The sequence below is a fragment of the Pseudomonas fortuita genome (genome assembly GCF_026898135.2).
Classification (GTDB): Bacteria; Pseudomonadota; Gammaproteobacteria; order Pseudomonadales; family Pseudomonadaceae; genus Aquipseudomonas; species Aquipseudomonas fortuita.
In genome coordinates this window covers 233,121-258,598 of record NZ_CP114035.2, presented here as the reverse complement: position 1 = coordinate 258,598, position 25,478 = coordinate 233,121, and the positions used below count along the sequence as shown (strand labels likewise).

Annotated in this window: 24 protein-coding genes and 1 tRNA gene; 8 read left to right on the top strand and 17 right to left on the bottom strand. The window is 63.1% G+C overall.

Annotated features, from left to right (window positions below; all coding sequences use genetic code 11):
* Positions 1–15: 15 nt before the first annotated feature.
* Complete coding sequence (locus OZ911_RS01145) at positions 16–2,352, bottom strand: TonB-dependent receptor (protein ID WP_070086487.1); 2,337 nt, start codon at positions 2,350–2,352, stop codon at positions 16–18.
* Between the two features lie 192 nt (positions 2,353–2,544).
* Between OZ911_RS01145 and OZ911_RS01140 the strand changes: the two genes are divergently transcribed.
* Positions 2,545–3,459, top strand: coding sequence for a LysR family transcriptional regulator (locus OZ911_RS01140; RefSeq protein WP_016484372.1), 915 nt, complete (start codon positions 2,545–2,547; stop codon positions 3,457–3,459).
* A gap of 64 nt (positions 3,460–3,523) precedes the next feature.
* Here the strand turns inward: OZ911_RS01140 and OZ911_RS01135 are convergent, their stop codons facing one another.
* Both OZ911_RS01135 and OZ911_RS01130 read right to left on the bottom strand, forming a co-directional pair.
* A complete protein-coding gene (locus OZ911_RS01135) occupies positions 3,524–4,429 on the bottom strand; it encodes a TauD/TfdA dioxygenase family protein (RefSeq protein ID WP_016484371.1) in 906 nt (301 codons plus the stop codon).
* Between the two features lie 40 nt (positions 4,430–4,469).
* Positions 4,470–5,507 (bottom strand): ABC transporter substrate-binding protein, encoded by a 1,038-nt coding sequence (locus OZ911_RS01130; RefSeq protein WP_023048650.1) that lies wholly within the window; start codon positions 5,505–5,507, stop codon positions 4,470–4,472.
* A 297-nt stretch (positions 5,508–5,804) separates the two neighbouring features.
* On the opposite strand from OZ911_RS01130, the gene OZ911_RS01125 reads away from it, so the two are divergent.
* Together OZ911_RS01125 and OZ911_RS01120 are read left to right on the top strand one after the other, a co-directional pair.
* Positions 5,805–7,409: an ABC transporter permease gene (locus tag OZ911_RS01125; RefSeq protein WP_256549413.1), complete on the top strand. Its 1,605-nt coding sequence runs from the start codon at positions 5,805–5,807 to the stop codon at positions 7,407–7,409.
* Positions 7,406–8,269, top strand: coding sequence for an ABC transporter ATP-binding protein (locus OZ911_RS01120; protein ID WP_023049541.1), 864 nt, complete (start codon positions 7,406–7,408; stop codon positions 8,267–8,269). Before OZ911_RS01125 ends, OZ911_RS01120 begins: the two co-directional genes overlap by 4 nt.
* Before the next feature lie 66 nt (positions 8,270–8,335).
* Here the strand turns inward: OZ911_RS01120 and OZ911_RS01115 are convergent, their stop codons facing one another.
* The 8 genes from OZ911_RS01115 to OZ911_RS01080 all read right to left on the bottom strand — a co-directional run bounded on the left by OZ911_RS01115 (position 8,336) and on the right by OZ911_RS01080 (position 15,637).
* Entirely contained in the window at positions 8,336–8,623 is a 288-nt protein-coding gene (locus OZ911_RS01115; protein WP_016484367.1) for a DUF971 domain-containing protein, read from the bottom strand.
* On the bottom strand, positions 8,623–9,588 hold the full coding sequence (locus OZ911_RS01110) for a HEAT repeat domain-containing protein (RefSeq protein WP_016484366.1): 966 nt from the start codon (positions 9,586–9,588) through the stop codon (positions 8,623–8,625). Before OZ911_RS01110 ends, OZ911_RS01115 begins: the two co-directional genes overlap by 1 nt.
* Positions 9,585–10,436, bottom strand: coding sequence for an ABC transporter ATP-binding protein (locus OZ911_RS01105; RefSeq protein WP_023048227.1), 852 nt, complete (start codon positions 10,434–10,436; stop codon positions 9,585–9,587). Before OZ911_RS01105 ends, OZ911_RS01110 begins: the two co-directional genes overlap by 4 nt.
* A complete protein-coding gene (locus OZ911_RS01100) occupies positions 10,436–11,218 on the bottom strand; it encodes an ABC transporter permease (RefSeq protein WP_016484364.1) in 783 nt (260 codons plus the stop codon). The genes OZ911_RS01105 and OZ911_RS01100 overlap by 1 nt, the downstream gene beginning before the upstream one ends.
* A gap of 15 nt (positions 11,219–11,233) precedes the next feature.
* Positions 11,234–12,640 carry an ABC transporter substrate-binding protein gene (locus OZ911_RS01095; RefSeq protein ID WP_023048228.1) on the bottom strand — a complete coding sequence of 469 codons (1,407 nt, stop codon included), beginning with the start codon at positions 12,638–12,640 and terminating at the stop codon, positions 11,234–11,236.
* A 118-nt stretch (positions 12,641–12,758) separates the two neighbouring features.
* Positions 12,759–13,004, bottom strand: a complete 246-nt coding sequence (locus OZ911_RS01090) for a 4Fe-4S dicluster domain-containing protein (RefSeq protein ID WP_008096634.1) — start codon at positions 13,002–13,004, stop codon at positions 12,759–12,761.
* 162 nt (positions 13,005–13,166) lie between these two features.
* Positions 13,167–14,891: a fumarate reductase/succinate dehydrogenase flavoprotein subunit gene (locus tag OZ911_RS01085; RefSeq protein ID WP_023048229.1), complete on the bottom strand. Its 1,725-nt coding sequence runs from the start codon at positions 14,889–14,891 to the stop codon at positions 13,167–13,169.
* The gene (locus OZ911_RS01080) at positions 14,888–15,637 is read right to left on the bottom strand and encodes a GntR family transcriptional regulator (RefSeq protein ID WP_016484361.1); all 750 of its coding nucleotides are present in this window, start codon (positions 15,635–15,637) and stop codon (positions 14,888–14,890) included. The genes OZ911_RS01085 and OZ911_RS01080 overlap by 4 nt, the downstream gene beginning before the upstream one ends.
* Before the next feature lie 198 nt (positions 15,638–15,835).
* On the opposite strand from OZ911_RS01080, the gene OZ911_RS01075 reads away from it, so the two are divergent.
* From OZ911_RS01075 to OZ911_RS01065, 3 genes are all read left to right on the top strand, one after another.
* Positions 15,836–15,912, top strand: a tRNA-Arg gene (locus tag OZ911_RS01075).
* Between the two features lie 161 nt (positions 15,913–16,073).
* Positions 16,074–17,804 carry a dipeptidase gene (locus OZ911_RS01070; protein WP_023048231.1) on the top strand — a complete coding sequence of 577 codons (1,731 nt, stop codon included), beginning with the start codon at positions 16,074–16,076 and terminating at the stop codon, positions 17,802–17,804.
* Positions 17,805–17,969: 165 nt separating this feature from the next.
* Positions 17,970–18,407 (top strand): CBS domain-containing protein, encoded by a 438-nt coding sequence (locus OZ911_RS01065; protein ID WP_016484359.1) that lies wholly within the window; start codon positions 17,970–17,972, stop codon positions 18,405–18,407.
* Positions 18,408–18,413: 6 nt separating this feature from the next.
* On the opposite strand, the gene OZ911_RS01060 is transcribed toward OZ911_RS01065, so the two are convergent.
* From OZ911_RS01060 to OZ911_RS01050, 3 genes are all read right to left on the bottom strand, one after another.
* Complete coding sequence (locus OZ911_RS01060) at positions 18,414–19,052, bottom strand: hypothetical protein (RefSeq protein WP_023048232.1); 639 nt, start codon at positions 19,050–19,052, stop codon at positions 18,414–18,416.
* A gap of 69 nt (positions 19,053–19,121) precedes the next feature.
* Positions 19,122–19,364 (bottom strand): DUF2789 domain-containing protein, encoded by a 243-nt coding sequence (locus OZ911_RS01055; protein ID WP_016484357.1) that lies wholly within the window; start codon positions 19,362–19,364, stop codon positions 19,122–19,124.
* 60 nt (positions 19,365–19,424) lie between these two features.
* Complete coding sequence (locus OZ911_RS01050; RefSeq protein WP_016484356.1) at positions 19,425–19,883, bottom strand: aminoacyl-tRNA deacylase; 459 nt, start codon at positions 19,881–19,883, stop codon at positions 19,425–19,427.
* Positions 19,884–19,980: 97 nt separating this feature from the next.
* Between OZ911_RS01050 and OZ911_RS01045 the strand changes: the two genes are divergently transcribed.
* Both OZ911_RS01045 and OZ911_RS01040 read left to right on the top strand, forming a co-directional pair.
* The gene (locus OZ911_RS01045; protein WP_023048233.1) at positions 19,981–21,327 is read left to right on the top strand and encodes an NfeD family protein; all 1,347 of its coding nucleotides are present in this window, start codon (positions 19,981–19,983) and stop codon (positions 21,325–21,327) included.
* Between the two features lie 2 nt (positions 21,328–21,329).
* On the top strand, positions 21,330–22,082 hold the full coding sequence (locus OZ911_RS01040; protein ID WP_016484354.1) for a slipin family protein: 753 nt from the start codon (positions 21,330–21,332) through the stop codon (positions 22,080–22,082).
* Between the two features lie 32 nt (positions 22,083–22,114).
* Here the strand turns inward: OZ911_RS01040 and OZ911_RS01035 are convergent, their stop codons facing one another.
* The 3 genes from OZ911_RS01035 to OZ911_RS01025 form a co-directional block, all read right to left on the bottom strand.
* Positions 22,115–22,747, bottom strand: a complete 633-nt coding sequence (locus tag OZ911_RS01035; protein ID WP_016484353.1) for a LysE family transporter — start codon at positions 22,745–22,747, stop codon at positions 22,115–22,117.
* Positions 22,748–22,945: 198 nt separating this feature from the next.
* Positions 22,946–23,533, bottom strand: coding sequence for a mechanosensitive ion channel family protein (locus OZ911_RS01030; protein ID WP_016484352.1), 588 nt, complete (start codon positions 23,531–23,533; stop codon positions 22,946–22,948).
* Positions 23,533–25,443, bottom strand: a complete 1,911-nt coding sequence (locus OZ911_RS01025) for an ATP-binding cassette domain-containing protein (protein WP_031312036.1) — start codon at positions 25,441–25,443, stop codon at positions 23,533–23,535. Before OZ911_RS01025 ends, OZ911_RS01030 begins: the two co-directional genes overlap by 1 nt.
* Positions 25,444–25,478 lie beyond the last annotated feature (35 nt).

The window sequence follows — 25,478 nt, the reverse complement described above, 5'->3', positions numbered from 1 at the left end:
CAAAGCTCCTTGTGCTCAGAAGTCGTAACGGGCGGTGGCGCCGAAGGTGCGCGGGGTGCCGAGCACGCCGGCATAGCCACCGTTGGCGGAGTTCCACAGGCTGGTGAAGTAGGTTTTGTCGCCGGCGTTTTTCACCCACAGCGACAGGTCGACCACGCCATCGCCCTGGTCCAGGCGCACACCGGCGGAAAGGTTGACCAGCGCATAGCTGGGGATCTGGCCGAAATCGGAATCATCGATGGTGCCCACGGCCTTCGAGCGGAAGGCATAGCTGGCAGTGACGTAAGGCTCGACATGCTCGGTGGCTTGCCACTTGTACTGGGTGTTGAGGTTGGCGATGTACTTGGAGGCGCCGACCACCTGGTGGCCGGACAGGTCGCAGGTGGCGGTGGCATTGGCCAGGCTCACCTCAGGCGGGCATGGGGCATCCTTGTATTCGGTGTAGCGCACGTCGTTCCACGAGCCGTTGAAGTTGACCGTGAGGCCGCGGATCGGCAGCGCCGTGGCTTCGAACTCCAGGCCGCGCGAGCGCACGCTGCCGGCGTTGGCCAGGTACTGCACGCGGTTGATCTGGTCGTAAACGTTGGCCTGGTAGCCATGCACCTCGGCCCAGAACAGGTTGCTGTTGAGTTGCAGGCGACCGTCGAACAGGGTGCTTTTCAGGCCCAGTTCGGCGTTGTTTACCCGCTCGGTACCCACCAGCAGCGAATCGGTGCCCAGCCGTGGTGCAGCGCCAACAGTAAGGTTGACGCCACCAGACTTCTCACCGTGGGTCAGGGTGGCATAGCCCAGCAGCTGCTCGTTGAAACGGTAGCTCAGGCCCAACAGGCCGGAAGGGCTGAAGCTGTACTGGTTGAGGTCGCCCGAATCGTAGGCCCCTATCCGGGCTTGGCGCGCGGCAGCAGCTGCCCCGGTTACAGCGGCGCCGCCGTCAGGTGCGTCGCGGGTCACCCAGGCGCTCTTTTCTTCATAGGTACCGCGCACGCCGGCGGTGAAGTCCAGGCGGTCGGTGACATGCCAGGTGCCCTGGGCGAACAACGCATAGCTGTCGGTATCGATGTGCCCGTCACCAATGCTGTTGACGTTGTTCAGCGCACCGGCCGGTGTGAGGTTCCAGACATCCGCCTGCGGCCCGTAGTAAGTAAAGGATTTGTTGTCCAGGTCCTGCTTGAAGTAATAGGCACCCAGCACGTAGTCGAAGGCGCCACCCGTAGGCGAAGCCAGGCGGATTTCCTGCGAGTACTGCTTGTCACGTACCGAAACCCCGGCGCTGTAGAACACCGGTACGTCAAGACCATCGTCGTTGCGCGGGGTGAAGTCCCACCAGCGGTAGGCAGTGATCGAAGTCAGGGTGAAATCATCGGGCAAGGTCCAGTTGGCCTCCACCGAAGTGCCGCCCTGGAACACCGTCACCTGCTGGTCGGCGTCGAAATTGACCTTGCGATCCTTGCCCGACACCAGCGTCGCGCCCGCCTGGGCGGCCAGGCTTTCGTAGCGGTTGACGCCATTGATGGTGGGGCCGGTGCTGTACAGGCTGAGGATGCCGTTGTTGGAGTCTTCTTCGTTGTATTCGCCAATCCAGCGCAGGTTGAATGTTTCGCTGGGCTTGAACAGCAATTGTGTGCGGAAGCCTTGGCGCTTGCCGCCGTTGAGGTCGTCACCGTTGTGGATGTTCTTCACATAGCCGTCGTCTTCGGTGCGGTAGGCACTGATGCGCCCGGCCAGGGTCTCGCTGATCGGCCCCGAGAAGCTGCCTTGGGTTTGCAGATAGCCGTCTTCGCCAATCGACTGCTGGATGCTGCCTTCGCGGTGGAAGGTCGGCTTGCGCGTAGTGATGTTGAGCACGCCGGCCGTAGTGTTCTTGCCGAATAGCGTGCCCTGCGGGCCGCGCAGCACTTCCAGTTGCTCCACATCCAGCAGGTCGAATACCGCCATGCCGGGGCGGCCGAGGTAGACGTTGTCCAGGTAGATGCCGACGCTGCCCTCCAGGCCATCACTGGCCGGATTGTTGCCCAGGCCACGGATCGAGATGCTCGACTGACGGGCATGCACGTAGGCGACGTTGGTGCTGGGTACCAGTTGTTGCAAATCCTGCACGCGGTAGATGCGCTGGGTTTCCAGGGTTTCGCTGTCCAGCACGCTGATCGGCGTGGGCACGCTTTGCGCGGTTTCCTCGCGGCGGCGGGCATTGACCGTGACGGTGCCGAGCTTGGCCTCCTGCTCCACCGCCGGGGTGGCGCTGACCGGCTCTTCGGCGAAGCTGCCAGAGGACGCCGCCAGTAGCACGCCGGCGGCCAAGGGTTGCAAGGTGAAACGCGACGCGCGCGCAGGCCAACGAGAAAGTCCGGACATGCAAATGCTCCTTGAGGCGTGGGCCCTGGCGAGCATTTCCGTTGGCGGAACCGAATCGCGGTCAGTCGGGCTTATATTCTTTTAAGTGATATAAATATTTGTAATTCATATTTAGTGGAATAAGTAACACCCTTTATAAGGGGACTCACCCTTGTCAGCAATTGCATTTGACCGAAGGTTTTAATGTAGAAAATGCATATCGATCTGCGTCAGCTGCGCCACTACATCGCCCTTGTCGAGCACCGCAGTTTCGTGGCCGCTGCGGCGGCGGTGAACCTGTCGCAATCGGCCTTCAGCCGCAGTATCCAGACCCTGGAGCACAACATCGGCTGCCGCCTGGTCGACCGCGCCAGCAAGGAACTGGCGCCCACCCGCCAAGGCTTGCTGGTGCTGGAGCATTCGCGGCGGCTGGTGCATGGGGCGCACAATCTGGTCAATGAGATCCACCAGTTCAACGGCGCCACGACCGGGGTGGTGCGCTTTGGCTCGGGCCCTGCGCCAGCCGGTGGCCTGGTGCCGCGGGCGGTGGCGCGCTTCGTGGCCGAGTACCCGGCGGCGCGCACCTGCTTCCAGGTGGACAACTGGCAGGCGCTGAACCGCAAGCTGGTTGCCGAAGAGATCGAGTTCTTTGTCGCCGACACGCGCCAGTTCGAGTCCGACCCGGACTATCAGGTGCACAAGCTGACGCCACAACGCTGGCATTTCTGCTGCCGCGCCGGGCACCCTCTGACCGAGCAGGAGGCCGTGCAGGCACGCGACCTGTTCGACTACCCGATGGCCACTACCTTCCGCCCGCCGAACATCCGCAAGATCCTCAGCGACCTCAGCGGGCGCCAGGACTTCTTGCCAGCGGTGGAGTGCGAGCACGGGTATGCGTTGCTGAATGTGGTGATGCATTCGGACACCATCGGCATTGCCTGCAATGCCAATTTGCGGCCGTATCAACGCGAGGGCGGGCTGGTGCAGTTGAAGCTGGCTGACCTGACACCGGAGCAGGAAGAGGCGTGCCATACCCGCTATGGGGTGGTAAGCCGGGTGGGGTATGGCTTGTCGCCGTTGGCGCAGGGGCTGGTCAGGCAGTTGATTGCCTGTGATACCGAAATGTGAAGGCGTGCGAAGCCAGATGTAGGAGCAGCCTTGTGCTGCTCCTACACAGGGTTCTCTACTGGGCTCAGCCCTTGCGGGTAGTCCGGCTCAATTGGCCATCCACGCCCACCGGCACCTCTCCCGCCAAGGTCACACGCCGTACCACCCGTGGCTGGGTCCCGTAGTCATCCACCGCATAATGCTGCGTCGCGCGGTTATCCCAGATCGCCACATCCCCCGCCTGCCAGCGCCAGCGCACAGTGTTCTCCAGGCGCGTCACATGCCCTTGCAGCACAGCAAACAGGTGCTGCGAATCCGCCAGCGAATAGCCTTTGATGCGTTTCACGAAATGCCCCAGTTGCAGCGCCCGCTCTCCGCTGATCGGGTGTACGCGCACCACCGGGTGTTCGGTTTCGTACACCGTGGAGGTGAACACCTTGCGGTAGCGCTCCAGCTTGGCCGGGTCCACGTCGGGCTTGATGCTGGCGTAGTCGTATTCGTTGCTGTGCACCGCCCACAGCTTGTCGGCCAGTTCGCGCAGCGGCTCGGGCAGCTCCTGATAAGCCGCAGCCGTGTTGGCCCAAACGGTATCGCCACCCGAAGCCGGCGCTACCACGCTACGCAGGATCGAAGCCTTGGGGTAGGCGTCGACGAACGTCACGTCGGTGTGCCAGGAGTTGGCCCGCTGGCCTTCGGCGCCATCGAGTTGCAGCAGGTAGCTGGTGCCATCCACCACCGGCACGGTGGGGTGGGCTACCGGCTCGCCAAGCCGTTTGGCAAAGCCTTCCTGGCTTTGGTCATCCAGGTGGGTCTGATCACGGAAGAAGATCACCTTGTGCTGCACCAGTGCAGCCTGGATGGCCTCGATGGTGGCGGCATCGAGGTCGGCGGACAGCCTGACCCCGCGAATTTCCGCGCCGATACGGCCGGCAACCGGGTGAATGTCGAGTTCAAGGGCTTGTGGCGCGGTGGCCAGGGCGGCATTGCTCATGGTCATGGTCCTTGCGGTCATTGTCGGGTTTTTTGAAGGTTCAACGGGCGGCCTGCACGGGCTGTTCCTGTTGCAGCGCCGCATCGAGGAAGCGTGGCTCGACCCAGTCGGCTACCTGGAAGCCACGGCGGATCAGGCGCTCCTTGGCGGCCAGGTCTACGCCCTGCTGCAGCTGGCCTACGAAGTCAGCGTCCAGGCGTGGATCGAAGTAATGGGCAAGGTCTTCCTTGGCCAGGTCATCGCTGAGGATGTTGCGCGGCCAGTTGGCGTTGCTGGCCACCAGATCGATATAGGCCTGGCGGTTGTGTTCATCGCGCAGCCAGGCACTGGCTTGCTGCTGGGCATTGATCAGGCGCTGGACCAGCTCGGGGTATTTACGGATGAAATCGCCGGTGCCCAGCAGCACCGCCTGAGTGCTGCCGGCCCCTTCCAGGTCACGCGAATTGACCGGGAGCTCGACCAGCCCGCGCTCTCGCAAAGACAGCAGGTTCGACAAACCCCAGGTGGCGTCGATCTGTTTGGCGGCCAGCGCAGCATTGGCGGCGTTTAAATCCAGGTTGATCACTTTCAGCTCACGCTCGGAAAGCCCCTGGCTGGCCAGGGCGCTGGCGAACGACAGCTGGTTGGCTGTGCCGCGGAACACCGCCACGCGCTTGCCCTTGAGGTCTTGCAGGGTCTTGATGCCAGAGCCGGGCACCACGCCCAGGTAGCTCTTGACCCCACGCACGCCAGCCGACAGCACGCGGGTGTCCAGGCCATTGGCCTTGCCGACGATCGCGGCCAGATCGCCCAGATAGGCGAAGTCAGCCTGGCCGTTTGCCAACGCCTCGTTCACCACGGGCCCGGCGCCCTTGAAGAAGTGCCAGTCGATGCGGATGCCGTCCTTGGCAAATGCCTTCTCCAGTAGCTGCTGGTCACGCAGCACATCGACCACGCCACCGGCGCTGGGCTTGCTGCCGGCACTGAGGTCGGGCACGGCGATGCGAATGCTTTCTGGCTTGGCGGGTTCAGCCGCGTGGGCACCGAGGGTGAAAGCCAGCCCAAGGGCGGTAATCAGGTGGCGCAACGGGGTTTTCATGGCAAGGCTCCTTGGCAGGCTGCCACCGGCGATGGCCGGCGCTTTGGCCAGAAGCTAGGCAGGTCTGGTTAGAACCTACAAAGATCAAAACTTCATCTTTCAGTAACTGGAAGGCATAAATCAGGCGACATGCGGGGCTGCGGGGAGCTTGCGGAAAACGCATGGAAAATATGAGGAAAACGCAACGCAAGAGGGCTTCCGTATGCAGGGAACGCATGCTCTTATCTCTTGAAGATCACTTTATTGTTTTTTTAATTCCATAAGTGAATAACCTAACAACGCTTCGAGAGATGGCCGATGAATGGAGTGCTGAGCAGGAATCGGGGGGGGCCGCTACGCGACCCATTCGCGGCGCAAGGCCGCTCCCACAGGGATCGCATACGCTCTGGGAAACGGGTTCTTCCCTGGTTGTTGCCTGTGATGATTGCACTGCTTTGGGGGGTGGCGAGCCGCCAGCACTGGATGAGCGAGCAGATCCTGCCGGCACCGGCACTGGTGTGGCAAAGCGCACTGGAGTTTGGCTCCGGCGAGCTGTGGGGGCACCTGTGGATAAGCCTGCAACGGCTGTTCTGGGGGTTGGCGGCGGGCATTGCCAGCGGCCTGCTGCTGGGGGTATGGCTGGGTGCTTCGCGCCGGGCGCAGACGCTGGTACTGCCGACGTTCGTGGCGCTTGCCCAGGTCCCCACCCTGGCCTGGATTCCGTTGTTCATGTTGTTCTTCGGCATCGGCGAGCTGCTCAAGCTGGTGGTGCTGGTAAAAGCCGTGGTGGTCCCCGTGACCTTGCACACGCTGGTGGGTGTACGCGATGCCCAGCCAAAACTGCGCGAGGCCGCTGCGGCTCTGCGCCTGCCAAAGCACCTGCTGTTCCTGCGCCTGTTGCTGCCAGCTGCCCTGCCCGCCTTCCTCACGGGCGTGCGCCTGGCCCTGGCTACTGGCTGGACATCGCTGTTGGCGGTCGAGTTGCTGGCCTCCAGCGAAGGGATCGGGTACCTCATGGTTTGGGGGCGACAGCTGTTCATGCTCGACCTGGTGATGCTGTGCATCCTGGTGATCGGCCTGGTCGGCGCCGCGCTGGAGCGCAGCTTCTCAGCGCTGGAAAAGCGCCTGCTGTATTGGCCGCAACCGGCCACTGGCGAGCAGCAGCGCGGGCCTCTGCCGCGCGGCTGGCAAAGCCTGCTGCTGCCACTGGGGATATTGGTGCTATGGCAGGCCAGCAACAGCTTCGGCTGGGTTGACCCGAACATCCTCACCTCGCCATTGGAGGTAGTGCGCACGCTGCTCGTCGGCCTGGCCGATGGGTCGCTGCCGCAAGCCTTGTTGCTGAGCCTGCAACGCACCCTGAGCGGCCTGTTGCTGGGCGGCGCCGCGGGCTTGCTGGCCGGATTGCTGCTGGGGCCCTCCAGCACAGCCGAACGCCTCTTCGGGCCGAGCCTGTCGGCCTTGCGCCAGGTAGCGCTGTTTGCTTGGGTGCCTTTGCTCACTGCGTGGTTCGGGCTGGGTGAAGGGGCCAAGCTTGTGTTCGTTGGCCTGGCCGCCTTCTTCCCGCTGCTGATCGCTACCCAGCGCGGTATCGCCAGCCTGTCGCCACAGCTGGGCGAAGCGGCCCGCACCCTGCGCCTGAACCTGTGGCAGCGCCTGCGCCTGCTGGTGCTGCCCGGCGCGGCACCGGCGATTTTCGCCGGCCTGCGCCTGTCGCTGATCTACGCCTGGCTGGGCACCATCGGCGCGGAATACTTCATGCCGTCGGACGGCGGCATCGCCAGCCTGATGATCGGTGCCCAGCAACTGTTCCGCATGGACCAGGTGATGGCTGCCATGGTCCTGATCGGCCTGGTCGGCGCCCTGCTCGGCACCCTTGGACAACGCCTCGAATCGCGCGCTACGCGCTGGAGAACCGCATGAACGCATTCAACACGGCCCACCTGCAGGCGGCCAACCAGCCCAACAGCACCCCGCCTCTGGTCAGCTTCGAGGGGGTCGGCAAGGTGTTCAGCGTGGACGGCCAGCCGTTCGAAGCTATCCGCAACTTCAACCTGTCGATCAACGAAGGTGAGTTCATTGCCATCGTCGGCGCATCCGGTTGTGGCAAATCCACCTTGCTGCGCTTGCTGGTGGGGCTTGATACCGAATACAGCGGCAGCATCCGTGTCGACGGCCAAGCGGTCAGCGGCATTGGTGGCGAACGCGGCATCGTGTTCCAGGAGCACCGGCTGTTCCCGTGGTTGAACGTGGAACAGAACATTGCCTTGGGGCTGGTCAACGAGTCGCTCAGCCAGGGTGAACGCGCCAGGCGGGTGCATGAATTCGTGCAACTGGTGGGACTGGTCGGCTTCGAGTCGGCCTATCCACACCAGCTATCGGGCGGCATGGCGCAGCGCGTGGCGATCGCCCGTGGCCTTGTGGCCAGCCCGCGTATCCTGCTGCTCGACGAGCCGTTCGGCGCCCTGGATGCTCTGACCCGCCAGCAACTGCAAGACGAGCTGCTGGCCATTCGCGAACGAGCAGGTATCACAACTTTGCTGGTGACCCACGATGCCGAGGAGGCAACATACCTGGCTGATCGGGTTGTGGTGCTGGAGCCACGCCCGGGCAGGATCAAATCGGTGGTCGAGATAGACCTGCCACACCCGCGGTTACGTACGGGTGTGGCACTGCATGGGCTGCGCGAGAAGGTGTTGCACCAGATCACCGGGGATGGCGGTTACCTGCCACCGCCGGGGCGACGGGTGGAAGGGCTGCGGCCGGAGCTGATTGCATTGTGAATGACCGGCGACAATTTCAGGGCAGATACAAGGCTGCTCCTATAGGGGATGCGGTAGCCTGAGGGATCAGCCTCCCTTGCTGACTAGGTCACGCAAGTAAGCCCAAGGGTAGATCCCGCGCTCATGCCCATCGCTGAACACCAGCTGCACGCCATATCCCTGCGAGGTAATCCGCTCCACCCGCACATCGTCGCGCACCAGGCTGATCCCCCCCGCCAGCCGCGCCGCACGGCATTGTGAGCAAGGGCAAGCACCGCGCAAACGGGTATGGCTGAGGCTGTGCTCGCCGTCTTCCCATTGCAGCAGCAGCTGCCCTGGCCCGCGCAAGTTGCGAATGGCTTGCGGGGCGTTCATCAGGCAGCCCCGCGCAATTGCGCCAGGGCAATCCGTACAGCCTTGCGCACCTCGGGGTCGCTGTCAGCCTCGGCGGCCTGCAGCACCGGCAAGGCACGCGCCTGGCCCAGCTCGCCCAGCGCCAGCGCTGCCTCCTTGCGCAAGTTGGCAATGCCATGGCCCAGCAATAAGCCAAGCGCGTCCAGTGCAGCGGCATAGCGCAGCCGACCCAGTGAGCGCGCTGCCCGCAGGCGGACCTGCCAGAAGTCGTCGGCAAGGGCATCCACCAGCGCCGGGCCTGCTTGGTCCTGACCGACTTTGCCTAACGTGGTGGCGGCTTCCTCGCGCACTTGCCAGGCCTGGTCAGCCAATGCCGTCACCAGCGCAGGCAACACCGAGTTGTCCCGGGCAAGGCCCAGCGCGCCGATGGCCGCACGGCGCACCTCGGTGTCCGGCTCGGCCTGGGCGAGCCCTGCCAGCGCCAGCAACGCCGGCTGGTGCTTGAGCCAGCCAAGAATGCCCACTGCCTCACGCCGCACGGCCGCATCGTCATCGGCCAGCGCCAGCAGCGCTGGTTCGGCAGCATCCTCCAGGCGCAGCTCGCGCAAGGCTCGCAAGGCACTGGCGCGGACGAAGGCATCGGCGTGCTTGACCCAAGGCAGGATCAGCTGACCGGCTTCAAGGCTCTTGAGTTCGCTGAGGCTCTGCGCTGCTGCCAGCCGTACCGGCTCGGCGACATCGGCCAGCGCAGCGCACAGGGCTTGCACAACTTCGGGTTCTTCCCAGGCCTCAAGCAGGCGCGCGGCCTCGGCACGCACCTCGTCGGCGGCGTCCACCAGCAGGGCATCGGTGAGCCAAGGCAAGCCATCCGGGTCTTCCAGGTCGGCCAGCTCGATCAGGGCGATGCGGCGCACGCCAGCGTCGGTGGCATCAAGGCGAGGCAACAGGGCAAGGATGTCGGGGTTGTCGGTCGTTCGGTCAGTCATAGCGCGATCCGTAGCGGTGGGTGGTCGGTGGCCGGCAGGCCCAACGGGGTCAGGCGCGGCAGTTCGCGGCCTTCCTCGTGGCGCAGCAACGCCAGGCAGTGACGCTTGAGGTGGGTGAATTCAGGGGTGGTCAGCAGGCGGGTGCGGCGTGGCCGCGCAAAGTCCAGGCGCATGTCTTCGATAAAGCGACCGGGGCGCGGGCTCATCACCAGAATACGGTCGGCCAGGAACAGCGCTTCGTCGATATCGTGGGTGACGAACACCACGGTGGTACGGATGCTTGCCCAGATATCCAGCAACAGCTCCTGCATGCGTGCACGGGTTTGCGCATCCAGGGCGCCGAAGGGTTCATCCATCAGCAATAGCCCCGGGCGGTTGATCAGCACCCGGGCAATTTCGGCCCGTTGCTGCATACCGCCTGACAGCTGGCTGGGCCAGCGCCCGGCAAAGTCGGCCAGCCCTACCAGTTGCAACATTTCGCGTGCTTGCCGGTGACGTTCGGCCCGGCCCAGGCCCTGCATCTTCAGGCCGAAGGCCACGTTGTCGAGCACGCTTCGCCAAGGCAGCAAGGTGTGATGCTGGAATACCATGCCACGCTGCGGCGACGGACCGGAAACGGGCTGGCCGTCCACCTTCAACTGGCCGCTGCTGGGCACCAGGTGCCCGGCCAAGGCGCCGAGCAACGTCGACTTGCCACAACCAGAGGGGCCGAGGATGCAGACAAACTCGCCAGGCTCTACGGCAAAGTCCAAGCGCTGCACGGCCTCGAACGCGTCGCTGCCGTGCCCCAGGCGTATCGACAGGCCATGCCCTTCGATACGCCCTGGCGCAAGTTGAAAGCTGTTCATCACCCGGCCCTCCGCGTGCGGTACCAGGGCGTGGCCAGCTCGCCGATGCGCTTGACCAGGGCACTGCTACCCATGCCCAGCACGCCGATCAGCAGCATGCCGACGATGATGTCCGGGTAGTTTTGCAAGGTGTAGGACTCCCAGGTGTAGTAGCCGATGCCGAACTGCCCGGAAATCATCTCGGCAGTGACCAGACAGAACCATGAAGTCCCCATGCCGATGGCCAGGCCTGTGACGATACTGGGCAACGCCCCAGGCAATACCACTTCGCGCAGGATCGCCCAGCGCCCGGCACCGAGGCTGCGCGCCGATGCCACCAGCCGCGGGTCGACAGCCTCCACGCCGTGCACGGTATTGAGCAGGATGGGGAACAACGCGCCGGTGAACGTGATGAACACCATCGACAGTTCCGACGACGGGAACATCAGGATCGCCAGCGGAATCCACGCCACCGCCGGAATCGGCCGTAGCACTTCCAGCGGCGGCAGCAGGGTGTCTTCAGCCCATTTCGAGCGGCCGATCAGCAACCCCAGGGCCACGCCAGTCAGCGCCGCAGTGGCATAACCGGCAAATACCCGCGACAGGCTGCTGCCCAGGTGCGCCAGCAGCGTGCTGGAGGTCAGCAATTGCCAGGCAGCTTCCAGCACCGCCTTGGGTGTGGGGACATAGGTGAACGTCAGCAGACCGAGGTCCAGCTTCACGCTTGCCGCCAGTTGCCAGAACAGCAGGCAGGCCAGCAGCGAAGCCAGGCGCAGCGGCCAGCGCTTGAGGTTGCGGGTCATGTCGGTGGCTCCCGGTCAGCGCTGGGCGACCAGCTTCTGGTTGGCACTGACGAAGTCCAGCGCCTCGCCACCATGAGCCTTGGCGTACTGCTCGGCTTGGTCCTTGAGCAGGAACGCCGCCAGTTCGCCGTTGCCGTTGCGCACGAACCAGGCCTGGTTGGCCAGCAACTTGATCCCGCTGTCGGCGGCCTGGGCGTAGATGGCGCGGATGTCCTTGCCTTCCTGCTCCAGTTGGGCCAGGGCGCCAAGGGCCGCTTCTGGCGAAGCGTAGTGGCGTACCTTGTCTTCACCACGCACCCAGACCTGTGCCAGGCGGCTGAAATCGGTGATCGGCTTGCCGGTCAGCGCATCATTGGCTTTGAGCGGTAACGGGTCGTAGTTCTTCAGCGCCTTGTCGTAACCCAGCCCAGCTTCCTTGAAGGCCCCGCGGATGTACTGGTCGTCGATGAACTTGTCGGTGTCCAGACCACGGTCGGTCTTTTTCAGCAGTTTGAGCGTATCGATGGACGTTGCGACTGCCTGGCGATATTCAGGCTTCCAGGTCAGGTCGCGGGTCTGCAGGCCGAGCGGGCCATGGAACAGGTAATTGACCTCGGCTTCGATCCCCGTGACCTTCTCGATCAATTCGCTGTACTTTTCAGGCTCCGCAGCGATCAGGCGGTCGGCTTCAAGGCTGGCGCGCAGGTAGGCGGTGACCACTTCCGGGTACTTCTTCGCGTAGTCGGCATCGACCAGGGCACCATGGAACGTCGGTGCGTTGGCCTGGGCGCCGTCATAGATCTTGCGGGCAAAACCCCGGTTGGGGAACAGCTCGGCGAACGGCACAAAGTCGGCGTGGGCCTCGATGCGGTTGCTGCGCAGGGCGGAACCGGCGATCTCCGGCGCCTGGGCGATGATCCGCACATCCTTCTGCGGGTCCCAACCCTGGGCTGCGACGGCGCGCAACAGCATGCCGTGGGCAGTGGAAGCAAACGGCACCGAAATGGTCTTGCCCTTGAGCTCCGCCAGCGACTGCACGCTGGACGCGGCGGGCACGACGATGCCGTTGCCGCTGCCATGCACGCTGCCTGACAGCACACTGATGAACAGGCTGCGCTTGCCGGCATCCAGGTGGGCAACGCCGTTGAACGACCCCGGGAAGTCGGCCATGGCGCCGAAGTCGAGTTTGCCGGCGACCATTTCGTTGGTCAGCGGCGCACCGCTGGTGAAGTTCTTCCATTCGATCTGGTAGGTCGCATCCTTATACTTGCCGTCGTGCGGCAGGTACTTGTCCAGCAGGCCCAGCTCACGTATCAGCAGGCCGCCGGTGGCGCAGTTGATGGTGGTGTCCTGGGTGCCGATCGCGATGCGGATGGTTTCGGCGCTGGCGTTCAGGCCAGTGAGCGCCAGCGCGAGGCCGGCCACGGTTGCTGCAAGGCGCATGGGTATTTCCCCTCGAATCGTTATAAGAGTTGGCGTCGTCTCCGCCCCCGGCTTGGGTGGTGGGAAACGAGGGGCACAGCAGGAGGGCGTCCGGGGGTTGACCGGATGGCAGGATGAATCAGCGGAGCAGGTACGGAATGTCGACCTTCACCGCGCCAGTGGGGCAATCCTTCTCGCAGGGCATGCAGTACCAGCATTCATCGAAGGCCATGTAGGCCTTTTGCGTGGCTGGGTTGATCGCCAGCAGGTCCATGGGGCAAACCTCGACGCACACGGTGCAGCCTTTTTCGGCGATGCATTTGTCTTCGTCGATGGTGACCGGGGCGCTGCTGCGAAAGAAGATTTCTTGCGGCTGGTAGGCCATTTCACGGAGTCCTTGGGGCCTGTGGCCCTCGTTCTGTTTTTTGCAGAGGCTGATGGCCTCATCGCCGGCAAGCCAGCTCCCACAGGAGGGTGCAGACTTCACCGCCGATGCAGTACCTGTGGGAGCCGGCTTGCCGGCGACTGGGCTGTGAAGCAGCCCCATTCACGCTGCATCAGCCTTCACCCGCAACCGGTCATAAGCGGTCTGCTCATCGGCTTCCAGGGCAATCAGGTAGGGTTCGACAGCCTTCTTGAAACTGGTCATTTCACCGTTCTCACCTTTTTTCAGGTGGCAATGGCAAAACCACTCGCCATCGTTGCGCTCAGGGAAATCCACCCGGTGGTGGTACAACCCCCACCGACTTTCCTCGCGGAACAGCGAGGCGCGCGCCGCCATCTCGGCGCAGTCGCGAATCACTGACACTTCCATCGCACGCATCAGTTCATGAGGGTTGCTGGCTTTCATCTGCTCAAGGTCACGCTCGATCTCGGCAAAGCGCGCCAGGCCAATTTCCATCTTCTTGGTCACCTTGGGCGGCTGCAGGTAATCGTTGACCATGCGCCTGAGCTTGTACTCGACCTGGGCGGGCGGCAGGCCATGCTCACGCTGCAGCGGGGCAAACACCCGCGCGCGCTCGCGCTCCACCTGTGCGGCATCAACCTCGGCGAGTTCGCGCCCGGCCACGTAGTGCGCGGCGTTTACGCCGGCGAACCAGCCATAGGTAAAGGCGCCGAGCATGTAGTTGTGCGGCACCGCAGCCATATCGCCTGCGGCATACAACCCTTTGACGCTGGTTTCGGCCTTTTCATTGACCCACACGCCGGATGCCGAATGCCCGGAGCAAAAACCGATTTCGGAGATGTGCATTTCGACCATGTGCTGGCGATAGTCGGTGCCACGCCCGGCGTGGAACTGGCCACGGCTGGGGCGCTCGTTGCTGTGCAGGATTTCTTCGATATTCTGGATGGTCTCTTCGGCCAGGTGATCAAGCTTGAGGAACACCGGGCCATTGCCGCCTTCGAGCTCCTGGTGGAACTCCCACATCATCTGGCCGCTCCAGTAGTCGCACTCGATGAAGCGCTCACCCTTGCTGTTGGCGGTGTACCCACCCAGCGGACCGGTAACGTAGGCACAGGCCGGGCCGTTGTAGTCCTTGATCAGCGGGTTGATCTGGAAGCACTCGAGGTTGGCCAGCTCGGCACCTGCATGGTAGGCCATGACGTAACCGTCGCCGGCGTTGGTCGGGTTCTCGTAGGTACCCATCAAATAGCCTGACGACGGCAGGCCCAGCCGCCCGGCGGCGCCACAGGCCAGGATCACCGCCTTGGCCCGCACCACGCGAAACTCGCCGCTGCGGCAGTCGAAGCCCAGCACACCCGCGGCGGCGCCTTCGCCATCGAGCAGCACACGGGTGCAGACCATACGGTTGCTGATCTCGACCCGGGCACGCTTGAGCTGGCGGTACAACACCTTCTTGATGTCGTGCCCTTCGGGCATGGGCAACACGTAGGCGCCCATGTGGTGAACCTTTTTCACCGCGTAGTCGCCCGTCTCGTCCTTCTCGAACTTCACGCCCCAGCGGTCGAGCTGCTCGATGGTTTCAAAACTGTGGGTAGCGTAGGCATGCACCGTGGCCTGGTTGACGATACCGTCATTGGCTACGGTGATTTCCTTGGTGTACTGCTCGGGGGTGGCGTGGCCGGGGATAATGGCGTTGTTCAGCCCGTCCATGCCCATGCTGATCGCGCCGCTGCGCTTGACGTTGGCCTTGTCCAGCAGCAGCACGCGCAGGCTTTTGTCCTGCTCCTTGGCCTTGATCGCCGCCATTGGCCCGGCGGTGCCGCCACCGATGACGATGATGTCGTAGTCCTGGGTCTGGATGCTCATGCCTTGCCCCCCTTCTGACGGTCAATGCGCAGGCGGTACTGGAAGGCATCGCCGCGGTAGTAAAGGTGTTCGAAGTCCAGTGGCGTGCCGTCGGCAGCATGGGTCAGGCGCTCGATGCGCATGATCGGGGAGCCTTCTTCAACATCCAGGGCCTGAGTCAGGTCGCTGTCGGCCAGCACCGCATCGATGGCCAGGTCGGCATGGCCAAGGGCGATGCCGCAGTCGTTTTCCAGCAACAGGAAGATGTCGCGGGTGACCAGGTCGGCCTTCTCCAGTTTTTCGCCGACAGCCTTGGGCAGCCAGGTCAGTTCAAGCGATACCGGCTCGCGGTTGATCAGCCGCACCCGCCGGATCTCGGTCACCAGGCTGCCCTCCTCGACCTGCAGCCGGGCGGCCACCAAAGCGTTGGCCGGCACATGGCGCAAGCTACGCAGGCGGTTGATCACCTCGTAGCCCATCTGCGTCATCGACTCACCCAGGCCCTGCAGGGTACTGACGTTCTGGAACGCCTTGGGCTTGGCGACGAATGTGCCTTTGCCGTGGATCTTGAAGATCAACCCTTCCTTCTGCAGGTCGCCCAGCGCCTGGCGCACGGTGATGCGGCTGACGTCGAAAGCCTTGCCCAGCTCGCTTTCAGACGGCATGCGGCTGTGCGGTGGATAAGTGCCGTCGAGGATGCGCTCGCGCAGCAGTTCCTTGAGCTGGGTGTAGAGCGGTACCGGGGACAGGGGGAGCAGTTCGGCCATGGGATCTCTTCGCTGATCGGTTACTTGTTATAACAAGTTGTGACCAGAGGATAGTGGGCATAAACCGGCTAGCGGAAATATTCATTTCGCATATGGATAGATGAAATCCTGGTTGTCGGTGCTGGCAACAGAGGAAAAAAGGCCACAGATCAAGGCGATGGACGCCACCGATTCAGATGGGTATCATGCGTGCGCGTTGCACTCGTAGCTCAGCTGGATAGAGTACTGCCCTCCGAAGGCAGGGGTCGTGGGTTCGAATCCCGCCGAGTGCGCCATATCAAAAAAGCCCTGGGCCTTGGCCCGGGGCTTTTTCGTTTGTGCGACATGTCGCGTTTCTGGTACTCCCGTGCCACGGGTCATTGGTGTTAGCGTGGGCGTCTTCCCGTTTTCTGACGGGTAACCCATGACAATGACTGGCGAAGGAATGCGCGCAACCATGCACCTGAAAAAACTCACCGCCACCACCCTGCTGCTGGCCAGCATCGGCCTGTTCACCCAGCCGGCCCAGGCCAACCTCTCCCAACAGCAGTCCGCTGCCATCGTCAAAACTTTCGACGGCAGCAACCCAAGCGACTTCAGGCAGTTCCTCGACAAGCTCAAAGGCAGCGAGCAAGCCAAGGCCGCCGACCTTGAGGCAACCCTCGATGCCTACCTGGCCAACAAGCCATTGGCCGCCGAGCAACAAGACGAAATCAACCGCCTGCTCGGCCTGTATACCCGCATCAAGTATGGCAAGGCCGCTACCGAAACCCTGCGCGAGCTGGTAGCCATCCCCACCTTCAACATCGAGGGTACGCCGCAGTACGAGAACCCCGAGTTCCTCAAGATTGCCGACAAGATCAAGGCCCTGGCCGACAGCTTCGGCCTAGCCTTCCGCAACATCGACAACCGGGTGTACGAGATTTCGCTCGGCAGCGGCAAGGAAGTGATCGGTATACATGCCCATGCCGACGTTGTGCCGGTCAACCCGGACAACTGGAAGCTGGCCGACGGCACCCGCCTGGACCCGTTCAAAGTCACCCTGGTGGGCGACCGCATGTACGGTCGCGGCACAGAAGACGACAAGAACGGCATTGTGGTGGCAATGTACGCGTTGAAAGTGGCCAAGGACGAAAACCTGCCACTCGCCCGGCAGTTCAAGCTGCTGATCGACACCACCGAAGAAACCAGCGGTGATGCCATACCCTACTACTTCGAACGCAACCCTACCCCCGATTACAACCTGGCCCTGGACGGCGGCTACCCGGTGGTGATCGCCGAGAAAGGCTACGGCACGGTCATGGCCAGCTTCAGCAAGCGCCAGGCCAGCGGCAAAGGTGCTGAAATCGTCAACCTGACCGGCGGCCTGGCCACCAATCAGATCCCGACCACATCGGTAGCCACCCTGAACGCCGACAACCCTGCACAGCTGGCCAAACACCTGCAGCAGGCTGGTGCCAAATATGTGAAGCAGCATGGGGGCGACTTCAGCATCGACGCCAAGGCCGATGGCAAACAGGTACTGCTCACCGTGACCGGTGTTTCTGCCCACTCCTCGGAACCGGAGTCCGGGGTCAACCCGGTGGCGCGCATGCTCGACTTCATCAATGGCCTCGGCCAGCAGGTGCCGCTCAAGCACAACCACTTCACCGACGCCGCCCGCTACGCTGCTGACAACTGGGGCCTGGACTACCTGGGGAACAAACTGGGCGTGGCGTTCAAGGACGCGTTCATGGGCCCGCTGACTGCATCGCCAACCTTTGTAGGGGTGGATGACAAAGGCCTGAAACTGGCGGTGAACCTGCGCATTCCCAAGGGCAAGCCGATTGCCACGATCAAGGACGAGCTGGTTGGCAAGCTGGGCAACTGGACCCATAAGAGCCATATCTCGGTGGCATTCGACTACAGCCTGGATGAGCCGATGTACCGCAACCCCGAAGGCGAGTGGGTCAAGGCCCTGCTGGCTGTAGCCAGCGAGAACCTGGGCATGAAGCATGAGTTCGGTACCTCGGCCGGTGCAACCTCGGTGCACGACCTGCCCAACGGCGTGCAGTTCGGCCTTGCCATGCCGGATGTGAAATACACCGGGCACAACGACAATGAGTTCAAGACCGTAGAGCAGTTCATGCTCGACCTGCAGGTAGTGAGCGAAATGGTGGCGCGGATCGGGCAGATGCCGAAGCTTTGATAGGCAGGGCCGGCCTTCGCGGCTTTAGCCGCGAAGGCCGGCACAGGCGGACACCCATGACGTTTTTCAATCGACTCCATGCCGTTTCCTGCATTGCCGTGCAGAGCGCCGTGCCGGATGCTTTAGTTACTCCGAGACAGCGCTTTTTCACCCGCAGAGGCCCGTATGAAGACCGTCGAACAAATCCTCAAGACCAAGTCCCAGCACCAGACCGTATACACCATCGGCCCGGATGACTCGGTGCTTGACGCCCTGAAAATGCTGGCGGAGAAAAACGTCGGTGCGTTACCCGTGGTCGAGGGCAACCAGGTGGTGGGTATCGTCAGTGAACGGGACTATGCGCGCAAACTGGTACTCAAGGGCCGCTCTTCCGCCGCCACCCCGGTGCGCGAAATCATGAGTGCACCCGTGGTCACCGTAGAGCCAAAGCAGAAGCTCGATTTCTGCATGAACCTGATGACCGACCGTCACCTGCGTCACCTGCCGGTGGTCGACAACGGCAAACTGCTCGGCCTGCTGTCCATCGGCGACCTGGTCAAGGAAACCATCACCGAACAGGCCAGCCTGATTCGGCAACTGGAGCAGTACATCCGCGGCGAATGACGCCCCTCAATGGTAGGCGCGCTCAAGCTCATCCAGTTGATGGTCGAAGCTGCGAAGGCGTGCCGACCAGGTGTACACCAGCACTTCCAGGTCACGGTTGACCACTGCAGTATTGCCATGGCCACTGCAGGTGGGCTCGCCCAGGTCCAGCTGGTAGCGTTCACGGGCCATGGCCTGGGCCACGCTGGACAGGTCGCGGGCATTGGCCAGCCAATGGTGATGGTGGTCATGGATTTCACGGTCGAGCACCCGGCACTGGCGCTTCAAGGCATCAAGGCTCTGCTCCAGCGGTGTCCCCTTGAGCTCGCCCATGACTTCTTCGAACGTGCGGCCGGAATGCCAGTAGCTGCCCCAGAAATAGCGGTCGAATACCGTCTCGACGCGGCGTAGCGCCACCTTGGTGTTCCAGATGGTCAGCAACGTTCGCCCCTGAATCACTTCGCGCTTGTTCAGGTGCAACTGTTGCCAGGCGATCCAGGTCAGCGCCACCAGTACCACCGCCACGGTGACAGCCGCAGCCGCATACAGGAAATGCACCGCCTGGTTCATCTGTTGCGTCTGCCTGATGCCATAGAAGTAACTGGCCGTCAGGGTGCCCAGGATCGTCACGGAGCACCAGAAGCCTGGTGCATAGGGATCTTTCATCGCGCTATCCCCTTATTGTTTTCCTGAGCATAGCAACGGCCAATCACTCGTCAGGTGCCGCTCGGCGCTTTATTTTTTGCGGGGATGCAGCGCTTCGTTCAGCTGGTCGATCATGGGTATCCAATCAGCGTCGGCGGTGTAGCTTTCCTTGAGAAAAGCGCGTTGAGAGTCGTTCCAGAATGGCGCGTCCACCAATTTCACATCCTCATCGAGCGGTGAATGGGTGGTGATGAAACGATCGATTTCTACCGGGTCGTCGGGAAGACCCAATTGTTTGAATATTTCCGAAAATGGATGAATCGGCTTGTCCATGGTTCCTCCTGGGCACCAGTCTGGGCATCGACGACGCCAGACTGGTATAGGTTGAGAGCATCAGCACAGCTCGCGCACTTCGGCGTGCGGCACCAATTTCATGTACTGCTCCATGCTCATGTGGATCAGGTGATCGTGGTCACCCGCCTCCAGATAGACATCGCCCTGGCGTGTAAGACTCGGATCAAGCAACATTTTTATCTGGTAGGCGTCGCCAAGGGCCGGCACGGCGCCGCGCTCGCAGTCGCCGAACAGGCTCGGCAGGCCACTTTCGCGGGTCAGTTGCCAGGCCCCGGACATGCGCACCTTGGTCATGTCCAGATGCCGGTTGGCCGGTAGCACGGCCATGATGTAGTTGCCATGGCGGTCATCGAGCATCACCGACTTGGCCACCCGCTCGGCGGGTACGCCGGCCGTGCGCGCCGACTCAAGGCTGGTGGCCGAGTGTGGATGGGGAATGATGTCGTAGTCGCAGTTGGCCTTGTCCAGGCGGGCCTGCAGGGTCTTTGCCATACGCATGATGCACCTCCGGTTTCACCCCCAATCTGTAATTTTAGGCGGGGTAACGCCAACCAGGGCTAAACTTGTGTAATAGGGGCAAACGAGGTGACGACAGGTGATCGCCCGCTGCTGGCGCTGGCTGTTGCTGCTGTTACTGCTTGGCATCACGCCAGGTGGCCAGGCAGCGCCCGGTGCAGTGTGGGTGCTGGGCATCGATGATGCCATCGGGCCGGCCAGCGCCGACTACCTGATTCGCAGCCTCGGGCAGGCCCAGGCACAGGGCGCGCAACTGGTGGTGATCCGCATGGACACCCCCGGTGGCCTGGACAGCGCCATGCGTCAGATGATCAAAGCGATTCTCGCCAGCCCCGTGCCGGTTGCCACTTACGTCGCCCCGAGCGGTGCCCGCGCTGCCAGCGCCGGCACCTATATTCTCTACGCCAGCCATGTCGCCGCGATGGCCCCCGGGACCAACCTGGGTGCTGCCACGCCGGTGCAGATCGGCGGCCCCCCAGGTGCGCCCAAAGACGACAAGGCCAAGGGCAGCGATGATGAAACCCTGGCACGCAAGCAGGTTAACGACGCCACTGCGTATATTCGCGGCCTGGCGCAGCTGCGCGGGCGCAATGCCGACTGGGCGGAGAAGGCCGTGCGCGAGGCCGTCAGCCTGCCTGCCAGCGAGGCCTTGCGGCTGAATGTGATCGACCAGGTCGCCGATGACCTGCCCGCCCTGCTGCGCAAGCTCGATGGCAAAACGCTGGTGGTCGCTGGCCAGCCACGCCAGCTGCACACCGCCAGCGCCAGCCTGGTGGAGCACCTGCCGGATTGGCGCACACGGGTACTGGCGGTCATCACCAACCCCAGCGTGGCGCTTATTCTGATCATGATCGGTGTGTACGGGCTGCTGTTCGAATTCATGAGCCCCGGGTCTACGGTGGGTGGTGTGGTCGGTGGTATCTGCCTGCTCTTGGCACTTTACGCTCTCCAACTGTTACCGGTGAGCTTCGCCGGGGTGGCGCTGATCGTGCTGGGTATCGCCTTCATGATCGCCGAAGCCTTTCTGCCCAGTTTCGGCGTGGTCGGTTTTGGCGGCATCGTGGCCTTTGTGGTCGGCGCGCTGATCCTGATCGATACCGATGCACCCGGTTTCGGCATCCCGCTGGCCTTGATAGGCACCCTGGGAGTGCTTTCGGCGCTGCTGATCGGCGGCGTGCTGGGCATGGCCCTCAAGGCACGTCAACGGGCACTGGTCAGCGGTGACGCCGGCCTTGTCGGCAGCCTGGTTCCCGTCACCCAGGTGATGGCAGGCAACCCGCTGCGTGGCGTCGTGCTGGCACAAGGCGAACAATGGCAAGTGCAGTGCGCAACGCCGCTGCAAGCTGGCCAGAACGTGCGGGTGACCGCACGCCATGGCGTGATGCTGGACGTGAGCCCCGCCGCGCCTGCGGTGCAAGGAGAATGACCATGTTCATGCAAGTTGGTTTTGGTGCCGTGCTGATCGTGCTGGCGATGCTGTTGCTGTCGGCGTTTCGCATCCTGCGCGAGTACGAGCGCGGTGTGGTGTTTCAGCTGGGGCGCTTTTGGCAGGTAAAGGGGCCGGGGTTGATCCTGTTGATCCCGGTGATCCAGCAAATGGTGCGGGTCGACCTGCGCACGGTGGTGCTGGATGTACCACCCCAGGATGTAATCACCCGCGACAACGTCTCGGTCAAGGTCAACGCGGTGCTCTACTTCCGCGTGCTCGACCCGCAAAAGGCGATAATCCAGGTGGAGGACTTTCTGGTAGCGACCAGCCAGTTGGCCCAGACCACGCTGCGTGCGGTGCTGGGCAAGCACGAACTGGATGAGCTGCTGGCCGAACGTGAGCAACTGAACGGGGACATTCGCCATGTGCTGGACGCGCAAACCGACGCCTGGGGCATCAAGGTGGCCAACGTCGAGATCAAGCATGTCGACCTCAACGAATCGATGGTACGCGCCATCGCCCGGCAGGCTGAAGCCGAACGCGAACGGCGGGCCAAGGTGATCCATGCCGAGGGGGAGTTGCAGGCGTCAGAGAAGCTGATGCAGGCGGCGCAAATGCTGGGCAAGGAACCGGGGGCAATGCAGTTGCGCTATATGCAGACGCTGGGGGCTATTGCGGGGGACAGGACCTCGACCATTGTCTTCCCGATGCCGGTGGACTTGCTGACAGGGTTGGTAGACAAGCAGAAATAGGGCTGGGGCCCGGACCAGGCCCCAGCGGTCTGTCAGAGAGGTGCGCGGCGCAGGGTCGCCAGGAAAGTGGCCGCACCAATGAACAACCCGGCAAAAGTCCGGTTGAGGCGCTTCTGCTGCTTGGGCGTACGCAGCAGGCGCAACACCCGCGAAGCCAACCCGGTGTACCCCGCCATCACCAGCATGTCCACGCTGATCATCGTCACAGTGATCGCCACATACTGCGGCAACAGCGGTGCATGCGGATTGATGAACTGCGGCAGCACTGCCAGCATGAACACCAGCGCCTTGGGGTTGCTGACGTTGACCAGGAACCCGCGGAACACCAGGCTCAGCGGTTTGCCGATAGGGCGAACACCGGACTCATCGGACATGTCCATCGGCAAGGCGCGCCATTGCTTGTAGGCCAGGTAGACGAGGTAGGCAACGCCGAACCATTTGATGACCTGGAAGGCCGTGGCCGAGGCGGCCAGGATGGCGCCGACGCCGGCGGCAATGATGGCGATTTGCACAATCAGGCCCAGTTGCAGGCCCAGGGCGTTCCAGTAGCCACGCCAGAAGCCGTATTGCAGGCCGCTGGACATCGAGGCAATCGCCCCGGCACCGGGTGACAGGCTGATCACCCAACAGGCGGCAAAGAAGCCCAGCCATACTTCCATCGACATCACACACCTCGCTCGAACATTTGTTGCAAAGCGTTAAGCTAAGGTTTTGGTGAAAAAATAACCAGCGATTTCTGAGGGATTTTTGGGGCCTGTGCCGGCCTCTTCGCGGGCGCGCCCGCTCCCACAAGTACAGTGCAGTTTCAGACCCTGCGGGATACCTGTGGGAGCGGGCATGCCCGCGAAGGGGCCAGTACAGGTTCAGTCAGCTTCGGCAGCTGTTTCTTTGTGCAAGGCCTGCACCTCAGCCCCGCGCCAACGCCGTACCGACTTCTGGAAGAACTGGCTATTGGGCACCTGCACCAGCGCCCCGCCCGCATCGGGCATTTCCAGCAAGGTGGTAAACAGCAGGTTGATGGCGATCACCCGGCCTTTCACCCCCGGCTTGTCCAGCGTGTCGACCAGCTCGACCACATCACCGATGCGAAACGGCCCGACCGTGAAGATCAGCACCGCGCACAGCAGGTTGGACAGCACGCTCCACATGGCGAAGAACGCCACCGCCGCCACCGCGACAAAGCCGGACAACGCCGTCCACAGCACGGTCGCCGAAACGCCCAGGCGCTCGAGCACGAACAGCAGCGCGCTGCCCATGATCAGCCAGCGCAGGCCACCACGCACCGGTACCAGCAGTTCTGGCGGCAGCGGGTAACGCTGGCCCAGGCGGCTCAACCCACGCGCAACGATGCGCTGCAGGACGAAAGCCGCGACCAGGATCAACAGAATCTGCAAGCCCAGCCAGAACGTGTCCATCCATTGCCCTGGCAGCAGCGAACGCAGTTCCTCCATCAGGACAGCGCCTCGAGTTCGGCCTGCATGCTTTCGAGGGTTTCCAGCGCTTCCATCCAGGCTTCTTCCAGCTCACGTTCGCGTTGCTTGAGCTTGGTCTGGCGCGCCAGCAGGTCACGCAACTCGTCCTTGCGCGCCGCCTCGTAGAGGCCACCGTCACCCAGCGCGGTCTCGATCTCGGCCAGTTGCACATGCACCTGGTTGAGCTCGGTTTCCAGCTTGTCGGCAGCCTTCTTGTGCGGTGCCAGTTGCTGGCGCAAGGCCGCGGCAGCTTGACGCTGGGCTTTCTTGTCGGTCTTGTCCGGGTTGACCGGGGCGGTACTGACCGGCGCACTGCGCTGGCGGTACTCGACCAGCCAGCGGCTGTAGTCGTCCAGGTCTCCGTCGAAGGTTTCGACCTTGCCGTCGGCCACCAGCAAAAAGTCGTCGGTCGTGCTCTTGAGCAGGTGACGGTCGTGAGACACCACCACCACGGCACCGGCAAACTCCTGCAACGCCATGGTCAGCGCCAGGCGCATTTCCAGGTCAAGGTGGTTGGTAGGTTCATCGAGCAGCAGCAGGTTTGGCCGTTCCCAGGCAATCAGCGCCAGCGCCAGACGGGCCTTTTCGCCACCGGAAAAGTTCACAACCGGCTCGTCGGTGCGAGCGCCATGGAAGTCAAAGCCACCGAGGAAGTCGCGCAGGGTCTGTTCGCGCTCGGTGGGGGCAATACGCTGCAGGTGCAGCAGCGGGCTGGCCTTGTCGTCCAGCGAGTCCAGCTGGTGCTGGGCAAAGTAGCCAACAGCCAGGTTCTCGCCACGTACCAGGCGGCCGGACAACGGCTCCAACTCACCCGCAAGGTTCTTGATCAGGGTCGACTTGCCGGCGCCGTTGGGCCCGAGCAGGCCAATGCGCGCACCTGGGGTGAGCTGCAGCTTGACCTTGTCGAGAATGGCCGTGTCGCCATAACCCAGGCGGCCTTCGGACATGCTCAGCAACGGGCTGGAGATTTTCTGCGACTCACGGAAGACGAAGTCGAACGGCGAGTCGACATGCGCCGCCGACAGCTCCTCCATGCGCTCCAGGGCCTTGATCCGGCTTTGTGCCTGGCGGGCCTTGGTGGCCTGGGCCTTGAAACGGGCGATGTACTTTTCCATGTGCGCGCGCTGCGCCTGCTGCTTCTCGTAGGCCTGCTGCTGCTGCGCCAGGCGTTCGGCACGGGTGCGCTCGAAGGCGGTGTAACCACCCTTGTACAGGTTCAGCTTGCGCTGTTCGACGTGCAGCACGTGGTCGACCACCGCGTCGAGGAAGTCACGGTCGTGGGAGATCAGCAACAGTGTGCCGGGGTAGCCTTTGAGCCAGTCTTCCAGCCACAGGATGGCGTCGAGGTCCAGGTGGTTGGTGGGCTCGTCGAGCAGCAGCAGGTCGGACGGGCACATCAGAGCCTGGGCCAGGTTCAGGCGCATCCGCCAGCCGCCGGAAAAGTCGCCGACGCGGCGGTCCATCTGCTCGTTGGTGAAGCCCAGCCCAGCCAGCAATTTGCGCGCGCGGGCATCGGCGGTATAGCCGTCGGCGCCTTCCAGCTCACTGTGCAGGCGCGCCAGGGCGGTGCCATCGTGCGCCTGCTCGGCCGCGGCCAGTTCGGCCTGGACCTTGCGCAGGCGCGCATCGCCGTCGAGCACATAGTCCACGGCCAGGCGGTCGAGGGTGTCGACCTCCTGACGCATGTGGGCGATGCGCCAGTCGCCAGGCAGCAGGCAATCGCCGCCATCGGGCGACAGCTCACCGCGCAGCAAGGCGAACAGGCTGGATTTTCCGGCGCCGTTGGCGCCGATCAGGCCGGCCTTGTGACCGGCGTGCAGGGTCATATCGGCGCCGTCTAGCAAGCGCTGCGGACCACGCTGTAAAGTGAGGTTGGATAGTCTGATCATGATGGTCGCGGAGTCTACCAGCTTCCTCGGCCCAT